Consider the following 16,019-nt stretch of genomic DNA (forward strand, 5'->3'; position numbering starts at 1 on the left):
ACGAACTGGCACGGTTGCCGCTCCATGATGCGTATGTGAACGGCTTCCTTGTCCAATCCATTGTCCGCGCTGCGGACACTGCCCGCCCGGCCGGGCGGGCAGAGCAGTGGGGCGGGAGCTCCACAGAGCGCCCGCCCCACTGTCGTACGGATCACACGGCGACCGCGGTCACCGCTACGGCGTGACCTTCTCGATCACGACGCTGCCGGTGCCCGCCGCGGTCCCGCGGCTGTTCACCAGATGGACCTCGCCGAAGAACTGCCGGCCCTCGGGGGCCGCCCCGGCGACCGAGACCTCGGCACCGATCTGGGCCGAAGCGCCGTTGGCCAGGTTCACGGCCTTCGACTCGTCGACCTTGATCGTGCCGAGCGACGGTGCGTAGTACACATCGCGGTAGTCGTACGTGGTCGTCCCGGCCGGGACGGAGTAGCCGTCGATCACGACGGTGTACGTACCGGCGGCGGGCTTCACCAGGCTGACCGACTCCTCGGACCCGGCCGTGGTGGACTTGCCGACCTCGGTGTTGCCCTTCTTGACGTACAGGTCGATGTCGGCGTTGGCGTCCGACGTACCGCCGATAGCGACGTCCAGCTTCTCGACGCCCTCACCGATGGTGACCTCGAACTCCTGCTCGTCGCCCGTCTTGATCGACGGCTTGGCGACCTTGGCCGAGCCCAGCGAGCCGCCCTTGAGCGTGCCCTGCAGGTCACCGGCGTTGTTGGTGACCTTCCAGCTCACCGGGGCCGGCGTGCCGACCTTCGCCTCGGCGATGGTCTGCACCGCCGGGTCGAAGGTCGCACCGAGCAGCGAGACGTCCAGCTTGTACGGGTTGTCCAGCAGCGGCGACGTACGCCGTGCCTCGACCTCGATCTCCCAGACGCCCGCCTGCGGGTCCTTGTAGGAGCGCACATCCGGGCGGCAGGTGTTGGCCGGGTTCTCGTAGTTCGGGTAGCAGAAGATCGTGGAGCTGTCCTCCATCTGCACCCCGTACGGGTGGATGGAGATGAAGCGGGTCTGGCTGCCCGAGCGCAGCGCGCTCATCGCGACCTCAAGGGTCTTGGCGCCCTCCGGCACAGTCACGAAGTACGACGTGGTGCTGTTGCGCTGCACCGAGCCGGACGCCTTGAACGCGTAGGCGGGCTTCACGAGCGGCGTGGAGACGACGACCGTGGAGAGGATCTGCTGGTCCACGCCGACGGTCCTGCTGTCGTCCACCTGCAGGATCGCGCTGTGCACGCCCGCGCTGCCCGGCTTCGCCTGGACCTTGACGGTGACCGGCTCGCCGAGCGGCAGGGAGACCGTGCCGGGACCGGTCAGCTGATACGTGCCGTCGTTGTTCTTCCACGACAGCTGGTGCTCGACGGCCTTGTCCGGACCCGTGGTGCGGGTGATCGTGACGTCGTACGACTTCTTCTGGCCGGCCTTCAGGCCGCCCTCGCGGTCGTACAGACCGGTACCGAAGCCGGGGGTCTTCAGCGCGAAGTCGATCGCGGTGTCGACCGGGGCCTTCACCGAGTACTCGTGCGCCGGGGCGCCCTGCTTCTCGATCTGCTTCCAGGCACCGACGATGTTGATCAGACCGGAGCCCTGGGCGTGCGCCGGCACACCCTTGATGTGGGTGGCGGTGCTGGTCAGCGCCGTACGCAGATCGGCCGGCGGAAGCTCGATGTGCTTCTGCTTCGCGGCCGACAGCAGCAGCGCGGTCGCACCGGCGGCCTGCGGCGAGGACATCGAGGTGCCCTGCAGCATGGAGTAGCCCGCCGGCAGGCTGTAGCCCGCCTCCTTGACCGGGCCGCCGGGCAGCCAGGTCTGGGTGGTGTTGATGGACGCACCCGGGGCCGTCAGGATCGGCGCGAAGCCGCCGTCCTCACGCGGACCGCGCGAGGAGAAGGGCAGCATGTCGTACTTCCTGGTGACGTTCGAGCCGTAGTTGGCGGCCCACGTCTCCTTGGAGATGGACGCACCGACGGAGATGACGTGGTCGGCGAGGCCGGGGTCGCCGATGGTGTTCACACCCGGGCCCTCGTTGCCGGCCGAGATGACCAACTGGACGCCGTAGATGTCGATGAGCCGCTTGTAGAGCTCCGCGCGGGCGTTGTTGCCGTCGTTGAGCGGCGGCAGACCGCCGATCGACATGTTGACGACATCGACACCGCGGTTCACGACGAGGTCGATCATGCCCTCGGTGAGCGCGATGTTGGTGCAGCCGCCGGACCAGGTGCAGGCACGCGAGGAGACGATCTTCGCGCCGGGCGCGGCACCGTTCATCTTGCCGCCGAACAGGCCGTTGGCGGAGGTGATGCCCGCGACGTGGGTGCCGTGCTCGGACTCGATGACACCGATGTTGACGTAGTCGGCCTTGTCGCCGGCTGCGTTGTACACGACGTTCTTGCGGGTCTCGACGACGAACGGGATGCGCTCGGCGACATCGGTCGCCGGGTTGTCCGTGCCGAAGTAGCCGACCTGGTGGTCGTCCTTGTACGGCTTCATGACGGCGTCGTCGGAGAAGTTGGCGTCGTTGTTCAGGTCGACGCGGGTGGTGCCGGTGACCGGGTCGTAGAGCACGGCCCAGGTGTCGGTGGTGTCACCGTCACGGTTGAGGTCGCCCGCCATGTCGCCGCCACGGGTGGCGGACTCGGCGAAGACCTTGATCCTGTACGAGCCTTCGGGCGCCGAGTACGTACGGCCCTCGTACGTGAACGTCGGGCCGGACACGGCGTCCGTCATCCGCAGCCAGGTGCGGTCGCCGTCGCTGACCGGGTCGGTGGCCGTCACCCAGTCGACGATCTTGCGCTCGCCGGTGGTGGTCTTCTGAAGCGCCGGGTGAGCGACGTCGACACCCGAGTCCAGGATGCCGATGGTCACGCCCCGGCCGTCGGCCTTCGGGTGCTGCTTGACGAAGTCGACCGCGCCCGTCTCGAAGGACGGGTTGTACGGGTTCTTCGCCGGCGTCTTCTTGCCGGGCGCCGGGTAGGTGCCCGTGGACTGCGTCGTCGCCCCGGCGGCCCGGTCGGCCGTGGGAGTCGGGTCGTCCAGCTTGATCTCCTGCTTGAGATCGATGCCGTGGACGGACGACAGCTTGGAGGCCGCCTTGATGGTCGCCTCGGCGGACGCGGTGGGCACGGTGGCCCGTACGTAGCCGAGCTTGTCGTACGCACGTCCCAGTACGGACCCCTTGACGGCGTCCAACTGCTCGGTGACCTGCTCGGTCGCACCGGGAGCGGTGGCGACCATCATCGTGACGTTCTTCTCGCCCTTGGCCTTGGCCTTCGCCAGAACATCGGCATCGGCCGAGCCGAGCTTGTCGGCCGTGGCACCGTCGGCGGCGGACTTGACGGGAGCGGGGGCAGGGTCATCGGCGGCGAAGACCGGGGCGGCGCCGGTGGCGGCCAGCGCGGCCACCAGGCCGGCGGCAGCCGCGACTCGGGCCACGCGTCTCGCCCCGGGTATGGAACTGGGGGACTCGGAGGTCATCAGCATCCCTGAAGTGAAAGAGAGAGTCCGGAATTCGGTACCGGATGACCGCTCACCCTTTCGTAAATGACAGGGGTTTGTGGAGAGTTGAGGTGGGCGAGATCTGGACATGGCGGACTTCCGCCAGTGGGGCTGATGTGCCATCAGGGACGAAAAGGTGAATAAGTGGCCTCCGTGGCCCGTCCTCAACGAGGCAGGATCATCACATACGCGGCCGGTTCACGGTCGGCCGCCGCCATCAGCGCCGTACGCACCACGACCACCTGCTGCTCCCGCGTGTCGCGGAGCTTCTTCGGCGAGAGGTGGACGACGGTGACGCCGAGCCGCTCCAGATGTTCCCGCTTGGCGGCGTACGCGGACCACTGCGCGTCGTGATCCTCCTGGCGCCGGGCGTCGTCGAGCCTGCTGTGCCGTGGCGCCCTGGTGTCGAGCACCACGGCGACCCCCTCCTCGAGCCAGTAGGCGTCCACCCCGCCCAGGTGCGGGCCGCCGGGCAGCCGCAGGTCCACGTTCCAGAGCGGCTCCGGCAGGCCGTACGTCCGCACCATGTCGTACAGCCGGCTCTCCGCCAGTGCCCGGCCCTCGGCGAGCAACGAGTCGACGGCGGTCACCACATGGGGGCGGCCCAGCAGTCCGGCCCGGCTCAACTCGCCCACGACGGCGGCCGGCTCGCAGTGCCCGCCGCGGACCGCCTCGATGAGCAGACGGTGTACGGCCGAGGCGTCCCCGAGCCCGGCGACCGCGTCGGCAAGCGCCCGCTCCACCGGGGCCACGGGCAAGCCGTGCACCTGCTCGGGGCGGGGCGGCTCGGAGATCCGTACCAGATGTACGTACCGGACCGAGCGCAGTCGCCGGATGCGCGGCACCAGTACATCGATCCGGTCCGACGACGCGGGCGGCGGCGCGGCCGCGAAGCCGTGCAGGGCGAGCGCGGCGAGCCCGGTGACCATGGCCTCGCCGTACCCGGGCTCCGTGTCCGGCCCGGGCTGCGCGGGTACGCCCCGGCGGCCGGAGGCCGGTGGCCGGCCCGCGTACAGCAGGGCGGAACGCAGCCGTTCCTCGCCGGTGGGCGGTCCCGGGTGCAGGACATACACACCGGGCAGCGGCCGCTGCCACGGCCCACCGGTCCTGCACCGCGCGGCGGCCTCCCCGGCGGACACGCCGTGTGCTCTCAACTGCGCTGCGGACAGCACACGTTGACGGACATCGCCGGTGATACGGAGGCGGCAGGGAGAGAGCGGGGTGTTCTGGGTCATGTTCCGGGGTATCCCGCATGCGGTCGCGGCGCTAACCCCTGTTACACGCCCGTTGACAATTCAGGACAACGCCGCCCTAAAGTACGCACGTTCGACGACCGAAAAGGAATGTCCTGGCCACTTCCAGCCCGCCCCGGCCACTTCCAGCCCGTCCCGGACACCCCCCGGCCCGTCCGGCGTTCGAGGACGGAACCGCTGCCGGGTTGCCGGGCGCTCTCCACGGACCCCCACCCCCGGACGGGCCAGAAAATCAAGCCCGTCCGGCGATTGAGGACAGAGCCGGAGCGCCCGGCCCAGGCGCATCCGTCAGACCCCGTCCGCCGCCACCGCGTCACACGCCTGCGCCCGCAGCGCACGAGCCAGATCGTCCCGAGCCTCCAGCACCAGCCTCCGCAGCGCCGGCGCCGCATCCGCGTGCGCGGTCAGCCACGCGTCCGTGGCCGCCAGCGTCGACGGGTCGTCCTGCAGGGCCGGGAACAGACCCCTGACCACAGCCATCCCGATCTGGATCGACCGCTCGGCCCACACCCGCTCGATCGCCTCGAAGTACTTCTCCGCGTACGGCGCCAGCAACTCCCGCTGCGACGACTGCTCGAACCCCGTGATCGTCGCCTCCACCAACGCGTTGGACAGCGCCTCCGACTCCACGACGCCCGCCCAGGCCTGTGCCTTCACCGCAGCCGAGGGCCGCGAGGCCAAACACCGCACCTGGTGCCGCTTCCCGGACGCCGTGTCGTCACGGGCCAGTTCGGCGTCGATCACCGACTCGTCGGCCACCCCGTGCGCGGCCAGCGGGGACAGCAACGCCCACCGCAGCTCCTGGTCGACGTCCAGCCCGTCGATCCGGGCCGAACCGTCGAGCAGCCCGGACAGCAGCTGGAAGTCCGTGTCCGAGTCGGCGACCGACGCGAAGAACCGCGCCCAGGCCAGCTGGTGCTCGCTGCCCGGCTCGGCGATCCGCAGCTCCCGCAGCGCCCCCTCGGCCAGCGCCCGGCCGCCCTCCTCGCGCCACCCGGGCGCCACGTAGTGCACGAGCGCCGTCCGGGTCCAGGCGTGCAGCATCTGCAGGACGCCGATGTCGGACTCCCGGCCGGAGAAGGACAGCACGAGGGAGATGAAGTCACGGGCCGGCATCAGCCCGTCCCGGGTCAGGTTCCACAGCGCGGACCAGCACAGCGCCCGAGCCAGCGGGTCGGTCATGTCACCGAGGTGCGCCCGCAGCGTGGCCAGGGACACCTCGTCGAATCGGACCTTGCAGTACGTGAGGTCGTCGTCGTTGACCAGGATCAGCTCGGGCCGCTCGGCTCCCGCCAGCTCCCCGACCACCGTGCGCGGCCCCGCCACATCCACCTCGGCGCGCGCGTACCGCACCAGGTCGCCGTCGGCGGCCCGCCGGTACAGGCCGACCGCGACCCGGTGCGGCCGCAGCTCCGGGTGGGAAGCGGCCGCCTCCTGGAGAACCGCCAGCTCCGTGATCCGGTCGGCCGAGTCGTACGTCGCCACCGGGGTCAGCGAGTTGACGCCCGCGGTCTGCAGCCACGACCGGGACCAGGCGGTCATGTCACGCCCGGACGTCTCGGCCAGGACCGACAGCAGATCGCCCAGCTGCGTATTGCCGTAGGCGTGCTTCTTGAAGTAGCGCCGGGCGCCCTCCAGGAACGCGTCCCGCCCCACGTACGCCACCAGCTGCTTCAGCACGGAGGCGCCCTTGGCGTAGGTGATGCCGTCGAAGTTGAGCTTGGCGTCCTCCAGGTCACGGATGTCGGCCGTGATCGGGTGCGTGGACGGCAGCTGGTCGGCGCGGTACGCCCAGGACTTGCGGTTGTTGGCGAAGGTGATCCAGCCGTCCTTGAAGCGGGTCGACTCGACCATGGCGAAGACGCCCATGAAATCGGCGAACGACTCCTTCAGCCACAGGTCGTCCCACCACTGCATGGTGACGAGGTCGCCGAACCACATGTGCGCCATCTCGTGCAGGATGACGTTGGCGCGGCTCTCGTACGACGCCTGTGTCACCTTGCCGCGGAAGATGTACTCCTCGCGGAACGTGACACAGCCCGGGTTCTCCATCGCGCCGAGGTTGTACTCGGGTACGAAGGCCTGGTCGTACTTCCCGAACGGGTACGGGTAGTCGAAGTTGTCGTGGAAGAAGTCCAGGCCCTGCTTGGTGACGAGGAAGATGTCGTCCGCGTCGAAGTGCCGGGCGAGCCCCTTGCGGCAGAGTGCGCCGAGCGGGATGTCCAGCGTCGTACCGTCGTCGAAGGTACGGCTGTACGAGTCGGTCACATGGTGGTACGGACCGGCCACGATCGCCGTGATGTACGTCGAGATCGGCTTCGTCTCGGCGAACCGCCAGACGCCGCCGTCCCGCGACTCCTCGGCCCCGTTGCTCCAGACCGTCCAGCCCTCGGGCGCCGTGACCTCGAAGCGAAAGGGGGCCTTCAGGTCGGGCTGTTCGAAGTTCGCGAAGACCCGCCGCGAGTCGGCCGGCTCGTACTGCGTGTAGAGGTAGACCTCGCCGTCCTCCGGGTCGACGAACCGGTGCATGCCCTCGCCGGTCCGGCTGTACGCGCACTGCGCGTCGACCACCAGGACGTTGTCGCCCTCCGGCAGCTCCTCCAGCGCCACCCGCGTCCCGTCGAAGACGACGGCGGGGTCGAGCGGCCGCCCGTTCAGCGTCACCGCGTTCACGCTCGGCGCCACCAGATCCGCGAAGGTCGACGCCCCCGCCCGCGCGGTGCGGAACCGGATGGTCGTCACCGAGCGGAAGGTCCGAGGACCGGAGGAGGCCCCGTCGCCGTCCCCGTCGGGCCCACCGGCGGCGGAACGCAGATCGAGAGCGACCTCGTAACCGTCGACGGTCAGCAGCTCGGCCCGCACACGGGCCTCGTCGCGGGACAGGTTCTCACCGGGCACGGCACACTCCTTTGTGTCACGTTCGAATAGTTTGATCCTCCCATGTCGCTACTCGGCCCGGCATGCGGGAATGGCCGGTGCGTCCTGAGGCGTTCTCGCGCACAGGTGCGAACGCCCTTATGAGGAGAGACATGTCTGACAACAGCACGGCGACCGGCAAGACCCCTGCCGATTTCTGGTTCGACCCGCTCTGCCCCTGGGCCTGGATGACCTCCCGCTGGATGCTGGAGGTGGAGAAGGTCCGTGACGTCGAGGTCCGCTGGCATGTGATGAGCCTTGCTGTTCTCAACGAGGACAAGCTCGACGAGCTGCCGGAGGAGTACCGCGACCTCCTGGAGAACAAGGCCTGGGGCCCGGTACGCGTCGTCATCGCCGCCCAGCAGAAGCACGGCGACGAGATCGTCGGCCCGCTCTACACCGCGCTCGGCACCCGCTTCCACAACCAGGGCGAGGGCCCCACCCGCGAAGCGATCGTGGGCGCGCTCCAGGACGTCGGCCTGCCGGCCGAGCTGGCGGACTTCGCGGACTCGGACGTGTACGACGCCGAGCTGCGCGCCTCCCACAAGGAGGGCATCGACAAGGTCGGCCAGGACGTCGGCACCCCGGTCATCGCCGTCCCGGGCTCGGACGGTGAGCAGATCGCCTTCTTCGGCCCGGTCGTCACCCCCGCCCCGAAGGGCGAGGAGGCGGCGAAGCTGTGGGACGGCACGCTGCTGGTGGCGTCGATCCCCGGCTTCTACGAGATCAAGCGGACCCGGACCCAGGGCCCCATTTTCGACTGATCGCACACGGTGCGGTGCGGGGTCCGGCCGCCGTCCGGAACCCGCACTCCTCACCTCACGCGTACAACGCGTCCAGCTTCGGCAGCCGCAGCGCCACCCGCTCCGCGTCGTCGAAGTCGAAGTCCCACTCCGGGTCCAGGGCGGGGTAGTCGATCGTGAACGAATGGCCGGGCAGCTCCTCACCCGTCGCCGCCTGATGCGCGTCCCAGGCGATCCCGAGCATCCGCTCGCACTCCATCTCCAGGCCCTCGGGCGCCGCGGCTCTGATCACCGGCAGCTCGGCCAGCGTGTCCGGATCGGCGACGACCCGCTCGAACACCTCACGCCCCTGCGCTATCAGCCAGCCCCGGAAGTAGTCGAAGCCGTCGTCGGAACAGCCCCCGTTGATCGTGTACGCCGCCGCCCAGAGCGGAGCCCGGTAGGAGGCGGCCATCAGGTCCCAGAGAAGCTGCTGCGCGACGACGATCTCGTCCCTGGACCGGGCGGCGAGCAATGCGGAGGCCCGCTCGACGACGGCCTCCGCATCCTCTGGGTCGGTGACCTGTGCGTGGGCGTCGTCGATCAGATTCCAGAAGTCCGTGGTGTCCATGCGGTGCAGCATGCCGGAGGGGTCTGACAGTCTCGGGTGCGGCAAGCTGCCGAGGGGGGCTGAGGGAAGGGATTCGGGCGACATGAACGTACGACCGGCACGGCGGTCCGAGGCCGCGACACTGACCGAGCTGGCCCTGGCATCGAAGGCCCACTGGGGCTACGACGAGGTGTTTCTCGCCTCCTGTCGCGACGAACTGACCATGCACCCGGCCGACATCGACCGCCGCCGCACCATGGTCGCCGAGGAGGACGGCCGCGTCCTGGGCTTCACCACCCTGGACGGCACCCCGCCCGAGGGCGCCCTCGGCATGATGTTCGTCGCCCCGGACGCCCTGGGCCGGGGCATCGGCCGGCTCCTCTTCGAGCACACCATGACGGAGGCCCGCCGCCTCGGTTTCGTACGCCTCACCATCGACGCCGACCCGAACGCGGAGCCCTTCTACCTTGCGATGGGCGCGGTACGGATCGGCGCGACCCCGTCGGGATCGATCCCCGGGCGCGAACTGCCGCTGCTGGAAGTCGGCCTCATGTCAGGCTGACCTCCTGCCGGGGGCCGGAGCAGGGCCATCAGGTGTTCCCGGGGCAGACGTACCCGCGTCAGTCCGGCACGATGATCAGCTTGCCGCGTACGTGGCCGCCTTCGCTCTCCCGGTGAGCGTCGGCTGCCTGGGACAGCGAGTACGTCCGTGCCACCGACAGGGTGAGTTCGCCGTTCACGACCAGCGCGGCTGCCTGCCCAAGACGCTCACGGATCGCACCGGGGCCGGCGAACACAAAGCGCACGCCGTGTTCCTCCGCCCGGTGGTCGGCGATGGTGACCACGCGTTCCGGCCCGCCGGTCACGTCGACGAGTGCCGGCAACGAGCCCTTTCCCGCGGTGTCGAATGCAGCGTCCGCGCCGTTCGGCGCGATGGTGCGGATCCGCTCGGCGAGCCCCTCGCCGTAGGTCACGGGCTCGGCGCCGAGCGAACGCAGGTACGCGTGGTTGCGCTCGCTCGCCGTACCGATCACGGTCGCGCCGAGATGCCTGGCGATCTGCACGGCCACGGACCCGACACCGCCGGCGGCCCCGTCCACGACCAGAGTCTCCCCGGCCTTCACATCGAGGTCGTCGAGCGCCTGGTAGGCGGTGTTGACCGCCACCGGCAGGCCGGCCGCGATCTCCCAGGACACGTTTCCGGGCCTTCGCGCAAGCTGCGCCGCGGGGGCCGGCGCGAACTCGGCGTAGCTGCCGAAGCCGATCGAACCGAAGACCTCGTCACCCACAGCGAAGTCGGTCACGTCCTTGCCGACGTCCACAACGACACCGGCTACGTCGCCCCCGGGCACCGCGGGGAACTCCACCGGCATCATGGCCGCGACGGCCCCGCTGCGCAGCTGCCAGTCCAGCGGATTCACCCCGGCAGCCCGGACCTCGACCAGCACCTCCCCAGGACCTGGGCGCGGCACCTCGCGGTCCACAACGTGCAACACCTCGGGTCCGCCGTACTCCGTGAACTGCACAGCGCGATACGTCTTTAACATGTTTTCCTTTGCCCATTTGGGGATTACCGAGACCGGTCAGGAGCGCGGATGCTCCGCCAGGACGCAGCCAAAACTACCGAGCGATGGCCCGACGGGGCACCCGACTTCACCCCGGACGACCACCACCGGGCGCCGTCCCGCCTCGGGTCCCTGCTGCACAGCAGCAGGAGCCGGTCACGCTAGTCGACCAGCAGAACCCGTGACGTCCACCGCCTCCGAAGTCCCGTGGGGCTCCACGCCATTCACCGCTCCCGCAGCCCGGCGTCCGGCCGCGGCCAGGACCAGGGTGACCGCGAGGGAGGCCACCGCCATCACGGTCATGGCCGTCCCCGGTGAGGTCCGCTGGGCGATGGCACCGGCGAGCGCCGCCGCGACGCCCTGCACGGTGAGCATGCCGGAGGAGTGCAGTCCGAGTGCCTGACCGGTGATCTCGTCCGGGGTCAGGGCCATCAGGCGTTCCTGGAGCAGCAGGCTCGCCGAGAAACCGACCGAGGCGAGCGCGGCCAGAGCGAACGCGAGCGGCAGCGCCGGTCGCGCGGCGAAGAGCAGATACGGGGCGGCCAGGAGCAGCTGCATCGGCATGGCCAGCCGTCCCCGCCAACGCTGCGCGATGAACCGGCCCGCCACGGTGTCCCCGACGAGCATCCCCAGCGCGCCGAAGGCGAAGAGGAGCCCCGCGTGTTCGGGGGCGTACGGGACGAACAGCGACTCGCAGCCGACGATCAGCCCGTTCGGCACCCAGAGCGCGAGATAGACCCGACGGCGTGGGCCCGAGGACCACAGAACGGCGTTGGTCCGCCACGTCTGCGCGACCGACGGCCGCCCGGCGGCGCGCGCCGGACGGCGTACCAGCCCGAACCGGGCCACGGCCGCACCCATCAGATACAGGGCGGCGGCGACGAGCAGCGTGCCGCGCGCGGACAGCGCCGTCACCAGCAGCCCGCCGAGCGCGAACCCGCCGATCTGCATCAGACCGACGCACATGTTCAGTACGGAACGCCCCAGCAGATAGCCGTCCTTGGGCAGCACCTCATTGAGCAGGCCGTACCGCACACCGCCGCCCACGGCGGCGACCACACCCTCCATCAGGATGATCGCGAAGATCACCGGCAGCGGAAGCCCGGGGACGGCGAGGACGGCGGTGGCCAGCCCGAAGGCGAGCGCCATGCCGGTCATCGCGGCCCGTGGCGGCAGCCGGTCCGCCGCCGACATCAGCACGGTCGCGCCGATCACCTGGGCGAGGGAGGAGCCGAACATGGACAGGGCGGCGAGCAGCGGCGAGTCGGTCGCGGCGTAGACGAGGGTGCCGAGGGCCAGTCCGCTCATCGTCGACCCCGCGACCTGTACGGCACTGGTCGCGAAGAGCGGTCCGAACTGAGGCGTTCGGAAGAGTTCCCGGTAGGTGCGCATGCGGGGGAGTCTCGGTGGCCGCCCACGGCGACCGTTACTGTTTCGCGCGGAGGCGAAACATCATGGGCATGTGGCAGATCAACACGGACACGCTCGCGGGGAGCCGGTTCGTCGTCTCGCCGCTCGCCGAGACCATCTCCGCCCTGAACTCCCTGGAAAGGGGACGGGCCGAGCACCCCGGCGAACGGGCCTGGCTCGACGCCCATCTGCCCGCCCACCGTGCACGGCAGGCCGCCGACCCGGTCGCCGCCCGCCTCGTACCCGCAGCCCTCGGCGGCAGCTGGAACGCGGACTTCATCACCCCCACACCGATGGGTGAGGGCGCACCCTCCTTCGAGGAGGAGCTGGCACCCGTCCGGGCGACCTCGCCGGAGCGCGCCCGAGCCGACCTGGTGGTGTCCCTCGGCGGCGGCCCCCTCCCGGCCCTCCTGGACCGCGACGACCTGGCACAACGCGCCGCCGACGTGCTGGAGTGGGTCTGGCACCGGACCGTACTGCCGGACTGGCCGCGCCGCCGCCGGATCATCGAGGCGGACATCGTCGCGCGGACCGGACAGCTGAGTCAGGGCGGCTGGGCCGCCGCCCTGAGCGGCCTGCGCCCAGGAATGCGGTGGCTCGGCGGGAGCCGGCTCCAGATCAACGCGCACGACTATCCGCCGAAGCAACTGTCCGGTGTGCGGCTGCTGTTCGTGCCGGTCACCCAACGCACGGGCTGGGTGTCCTGGGACGACGACGCCGAGCGGTACGCGGTCGTCTACCCCTGCTCGGGCGCCCTGGCCGATGCGGGACGGGCGCAGGTCCCCGACAGCCTGGGCCGTCTGCTGGGCCCCGCTCGGGCGGCCGTCCTCGTCCTCCTCTCCAGCCCGAAGAGCACCACCCAGCTGGTGGCCCTGACCGGCCAGGGGCTGGGGTCGGTGGGCCGCCACCTCAAGGTGCTGCTGGACGCCGGCCTGGCGGGCCGCCGAAGGGCCGGGCGGTCGGTGCTGTACTTCCGTACGGACGTGGGTGACGTGCTGGTGGAGGCTCAGCTGGGCGGCTGAGGAGTCCGGCCGCTCACCCCTTCAAAGCGGCGAGGGCCGATGACATCGGCTCTGTCGACGGGACGACGCGGCCCGACCCGCCCTCCTCCGGGAGCCGAGCGAGTTCGGCGAGAGCCTGCAAGGGGGAGAGGTCGCGGTCGGCAGCAGGGCGCAGGCGGTCCAGCCATACGAGTCCAGCTTTGTAGTGCTCGTCGTCCGCGTAGTCCTGCGGCTCGAAGCTCGCCGCGTTCTCCGTGTCGGAGGCCCAGAGGTATCCCAGCACCCCACGCTTGCCCAGCACGGGCACGTGCTGCACTTCGCCGACTGCCGAGCGTTTGTAGCCGATGTGGCCGAAGCCGGGCGCGTGTGCGAACACCTGGCTTCGGTAAGGAATCTCGAAACTGGACCACACATCGGATGGTGCGCCATCTTCCTCGACGTAGTTGTCGACACCTCTCTCGGTCGGCCTGCCGAAGTAGGTCGCTCACACCGCCGACGGTGGCCGCGCCGTCCGGGACAGCAAGAACCGGGACGGCGGGCTCCAGTTCTACGCACCCGGCGGGTGGGCCGCGTTCATCGACGGGGTGAAGGCCGGGGTCTTCGGGGGCTGACGCGCCCGGGGAGAGCCGGCGTACCGCGTGGGCAGCGCGTCGCACCAGGCCCTCAACGGGTGCGGTGGCTGACAGGTTCGAAGCCGCTGCCTGCTGCCTGCCACCAGTGCCTGAGTGAAGGTAAAACCTCTCCGGCGTTGTCAGTGATCTCTGTTAGCTTCGGCAGGCTCGTGCGCTCCACGAGCCTCAAGCGCTCACAGGGGAGGGTCATTTGACCAACTTCGGAAGAACGGGCAGACGCAGACGGATGGTGGTGGCCAGTTGCGCGGCGGCACTGCTGGCCACGGCCGCCGGTCCGGCGTATGCGGTGGACAACCTGCCGCCGAAGCAGCCGCTGGTCCAGGATCTCCAGTCGGAGGGCAAGGCCTGCGCGACCGGCGATGACACGCCATACGTCCCGGAGCCGCCCAGGCTCAGTGCCATGCTGTACGACCCGGAGGAGGACAACCAGCCTTCCGAATCCAGCCCGGTCAAGGGAGAGTTCGAAGCCTGGTGGACGGACGGAGCAGGAGCGGAGCAGCGCCGTACCTACACCACCATCACGTTGTCGTCGGGGTCGCGCCACTACTGGACGATGCCGGACGACATCCCGGCGAACACGGTCGTCTCCTGGCACGTTCGCGCGAACGATGGTGAGGCGACCTCCGCATGGAGCGATGAGGGCGACGGCTCGGTCTGCTCGTTCGTGTACGACGACGTGAACCCTGAGAAGGCGACGCTCAGCTCCCCCGAATACCCCAACCCCGAGGACGTGTTCTGGGTGGACGGGGTCGGCGTCTACGGCCACTTCACCATGGACTCGCCCTCCGACGACGTGGTGTCGTACAGGTACGGCTTCCTGGGCGGCCCTTATGGGACCGTCTCCGCCGAGCATCCCGGCGCAGCTGTGACCATTCCGTACCTGCCGCTCACTTCAGGGCCCAAGTCGCTGACGGTCCGTGCGATCGACCGGTCGGGCCGAAGCAGCGGGGAGTCGCGGTACGACTTCAACGTGCAGTCCGGGCGCGCCCCTGTCGCCCGCTGGAAGCTGGACGACCCGGCAGGCTCCCGCTCGGCCTCTGCCGAGACGGGCACCGCCGCCCGTGCCGGTACCGGCGTGACCTTCGGCGGCCCGGCGCCCACGGGCACCGGAGCCACCGCCACGGCCGGCCTTGACGGCAGCGGCCACGGCTTCCTCACCACGGACGCCCCGGCCACCGACATCCGCAAGACCTTCGCCGTCAGCGCCTGGGTGCGGCCTGCCGAAACCGGTCGGAACATGACCGTCGCCAGCCAGGACGCGGACGAGGAGCCCGGCTTCAGCCTCGGGCTGCGCAACCAGGTCCCCGGCCCTGTCTGGTCGTTCGAGATCGCGGGCGCGAGGGTGTCCGGTGGCGCGCCCGAGACCGGCGAGTGGGCCCATCTGCTGGGGCTGTACGACGCGGAGACGGGCCGCGCCCAGTTGTACGTCAACGGCCATGAGGCCGGCACCGCGGCAGAGGCGACTCCCGCCGAGGCGGCCGGCGCGTTCCAGATCGGCCGCGCCCGCGGGGCCACCGGCTACCGTGACCGGTGGCACGGTGACATCGGTGACGTACGGGTCCACGACCGGGTCGTGGTACCGGACGAGGTGACCGAACTGGCACTGCGCAAGCCGAAGTTGCTCAGTCGCTGGTCGCTGGAGAACGCGACGGACGGCACGAGCCCCGAGCAGTCGGGCGGTGCGCCGCTGCGGCTCGGCGCGGGAGCTTCGATCTACCGGGACTCCGACGGTCCCTGTCACCCGGAAGAGGACCCCGACTGCCCCTACGTGCCGCCGGCACTCGTCGGCGACGGACATCTCAGCCTGGACGGCGAGACCGGGTACGCCGCTGCCGACGGGCCCGTCGTGGACACCACAGAAAGTTTCACCCTCGGCGTCGTGGTGCGTCTGGCGGACTCCGACCCGGCCCGCCCGATGACCGTGCTCTCGCAGGCCGGCGAGCACATCGACGTGTTCAAGGTGCGCTACGAGCCGTCCACGTACACCTGGCAACTGGTGATGCCGGAGAAGGACGAGATCGGAGCCCCCGAGAAGGTGGTGGCCCAGATCAAGAGCTCGGAGGGTGGTCAGGAGCGTCGTCTCGCCGTGATCTACGACGACGGGACCGACACGATCAAGCTCTTCCTCAACGGCTCCATCAAGGCGACTGCGAGCCTCCCGCACGGCCGGCACAGCACCGGTGCCCTCCAGATCGGCCGGGCCAAAGCCGGTGACGGCTGGGGCGAGTACTTGCACGGCGATGTGGACGAGGTGCAGGCACTTTCCGGTGCGCTGCGGGACGAGCACGTGCCTTTCCTGGGCACGGGTACGGATCCCTGCCTGTGCTGATCCGTCAGTGCTGAGCCGAGAGGCTCGATCTCCCGACCTCCCGACGGCCCGCGGGAACCGAGGTTCCCGCGGGCCGTCGGGCTCCG

11 protein-coding genes and 1 pseudogene are annotated in these 16,019 nt (G+C 70.0%); 5 read left to right on the forward strand and 7 right to left on the reverse strand.

Going from position 1 to position 16,019, the window contains the following annotated elements; genetic code table 11:
* Positions 1 to 174: 174 nt before the first annotated feature.
* From NRF20_RS29970 to pepN, 3 genes are all read right to left on the reverse strand, one after another.
* A complete protein-coding gene (locus tag NRF20_RS29970; protein ID WP_413753647.1) occupies positions 175 to 3,480 on the reverse strand; it encodes a S8 family serine peptidase in 3,306 nt (1,101 codons plus the stop codon).
* Positions 3,481 to 3,659: 179 nt separating this feature from the next.
* Positions 3,660 to 4,730 carry a hypothetical protein gene (locus tag NRF20_RS29975; RefSeq protein WP_413753648.1) on the reverse strand — a complete coding sequence of 357 codons (1,071 nt, stop codon included), beginning with the start codon at positions 4,728 to 4,730 and terminating at the stop codon, positions 3,660 to 3,662.
* Positions 4,731 to 5,036: 306 nt separating this feature from the next.
* Positions 5,037 to 7,646 (reverse strand): aminopeptidase N, encoded by a 2,610-nt coding sequence (gene pepN / locus NRF20_RS29980; RefSeq protein ID WP_398628761.1) that lies wholly within the window; start codon positions 7,644 to 7,646, stop codon positions 5,037 to 5,039.
* Between the two features lie 131 nt (positions 7,647 to 7,777).
* On the opposite strand from pepN, the gene NRF20_RS29985 reads away from it, so the two are divergent.
* Entirely contained in the window at positions 7,778 to 8,428 is a 651-nt protein-coding gene (locus NRF20_RS29985; RefSeq protein ID WP_398628760.1) for a DsbA family protein, read from the forward strand.
* A gap of 55 nt (positions 8,429 to 8,483) precedes the next feature.
* Here the strand turns inward: NRF20_RS29985 and NRF20_RS29990 are convergent, their stop codons facing one another.
* Positions 8,484 to 9,017 (reverse strand): DUF4240 domain-containing protein, encoded by a 534-nt coding sequence (locus NRF20_RS29990; RefSeq protein WP_398628759.1) that lies wholly within the window; start codon positions 9,015 to 9,017, stop codon positions 8,484 to 8,486.
* An 82-nt stretch (positions 9,018 to 9,099) separates the two neighbouring features.
* Between NRF20_RS29990 and NRF20_RS29995 the strand changes: the two genes are divergently transcribed.
* A complete protein-coding gene (locus NRF20_RS29995) occupies positions 9,100 to 9,558 on the forward strand; it encodes a GNAT family N-acetyltransferase (RefSeq protein WP_398628758.1) in 459 nt (152 codons plus the stop codon).
* Between the two features lie 58 nt (positions 9,559 to 9,616).
* Here NRF20_RS29995 and NRF20_RS30000 read toward each other — a convergent pair whose 3' ends face one another.
* Together NRF20_RS30000 and NRF20_RS30005 are read right to left on the reverse strand one after the other, a co-directional pair.
* Complete coding sequence (locus NRF20_RS30000) at positions 9,617 to 10,543, reverse strand: NADP-dependent oxidoreductase (protein WP_398628757.1); 927 nt, start codon at positions 10,541 to 10,543, stop codon at positions 9,617 to 9,619.
* Positions 10,544 to 10,717: 174 nt separating this feature from the next.
* Positions 10,718 to 11,953, reverse strand: coding sequence for an MFS transporter (locus NRF20_RS30005; RefSeq protein ID WP_413753649.1), 1,236 nt, complete (start codon positions 11,951 to 11,953; stop codon positions 10,718 to 10,720).
* 62 nt (positions 11,954 to 12,015) lie between these two features.
* Here NRF20_RS30005 and NRF20_RS30010 point away from each other — a divergent pair, with 62 nt between their 5' ends.
* Positions 12,016 to 12,993, forward strand: coding sequence for an ArsR/SmtB family transcription factor (locus NRF20_RS30010; protein WP_398628755.1), 978 nt, complete (start codon positions 12,016 to 12,018; stop codon positions 12,991 to 12,993).
* A gap of 13 nt (positions 12,994 to 13,006) precedes the next feature.
* Here the strand turns inward: NRF20_RS30010 and NRF20_RS30015 are convergent, their stop codons facing one another.
* Positions 13,007 to 13,348: a hypothetical protein gene (locus NRF20_RS30015; protein WP_398628754.1), complete on the reverse strand. Its 342-nt coding sequence runs from the start codon at positions 13,346 to 13,348 to the stop codon at positions 13,007 to 13,009.
* A 154-nt stretch (positions 13,349 to 13,502) separates the two neighbouring features.
* Between NRF20_RS30015 and NRF20_RS30020 the strand changes: the two are divergent.
* Both NRF20_RS30020 and NRF20_RS30025 read left to right on the forward strand, forming a co-directional pair.
* A pseudogene (locus NRF20_RS30020) lies at positions 13,503 to 13,583 on the forward strand (DUF397 domain-containing protein); the annotation flags it as partial.
* 247 nt (positions 13,584 to 13,830) lie between these two features.
* Positions 13,831 to 15,933 carry a LamG-like jellyroll fold domain-containing protein gene (locus tag NRF20_RS30025; protein ID WP_413753650.1) on the forward strand — a complete coding sequence of 701 codons (2,103 nt, stop codon included), beginning with the start codon at positions 13,831 to 13,833 and terminating at the stop codon, positions 15,931 to 15,933.
* The last annotated feature ends 86 nt before the right edge of the window (positions 15,934 to 16,019 follow it).

The organism is Streptomyces sp. R-74717 (genome assembly GCF_047305335.1).
Taxonomy (GTDB): domain Bacteria; phylum Actinomycetota; class Actinomycetes; order Streptomycetales; family Streptomycetaceae; genus Streptomyces; species Streptomyces atratus.